We start from the raw sequence: 603 nt of genomic DNA, 5'->3' as shown, positions 1-603 counted from the left end.
AAGTTCCTCATTATATGATGAACTTTCTTAATCGGTGCTTCACCTTCTTTCGTCAAACTGAGCATTTTCAGTGGTTGGTTCGCCTCACTCTTCGAAACGAACACAAAACCACGTTTTTCCAAGTTATCGACCATGCGCTTTGCAACGCTTCGTTCGGTCAAAACGGCATCGGCTAACGCTTGTTGACTCATGGGCTGAAACTCTTCTAACGCTGCCAACGCACTGGCCATCTCTAAGGTCATCTGATTTTGACGACATAACTCTGCCTGCGCTCGGTTGCGATACATCCGTTGCATCACCCCAGAGACAAACATTGGGCTTTGATCCAAAACGGAGATAGGTGAAATTTTTTGCTCTTTCATAGCCGCCTATTTAACTTATGGCTTCATGTTATGCTTTCTGACCTTTTAGTGAGGAATTCGAAACGTAATTGCTCTTCCTAGACTTCATTCAAAATCGGTGGCGTATTAAACCATCGAGTTGAAAGCATAAACAAAGAGCGCTTACGCGCCCTTTTATTATGTTTATTGTTATTAGTATAACTCAGTTAAGCTTACGAAGTCTTACTCCGACTTTTCCGTTGCTGGAGCGAGTTCTTGAGAT

The 603-nt window shown here is 43.0% G+C and carries 1 protein-coding gene; it reads right to left on the bottom strand.

The genetic code is table 11. The features are described from left to right. The coding region (locus R7Q46_RS28375; protein WP_318078470.1) for a MarR family transcriptional regulator at nucleotides 1–362 on the bottom strand (362 nt) is incomplete at its 3' end. Nucleotides 363–603 lie beyond the last annotated feature (241 nt).

Source organism: Vibrio sp. 811 (genome assembly GCF_033339195.1).
This window is presented reverse-complemented; position numbering and strand designations above follow the sequence as displayed.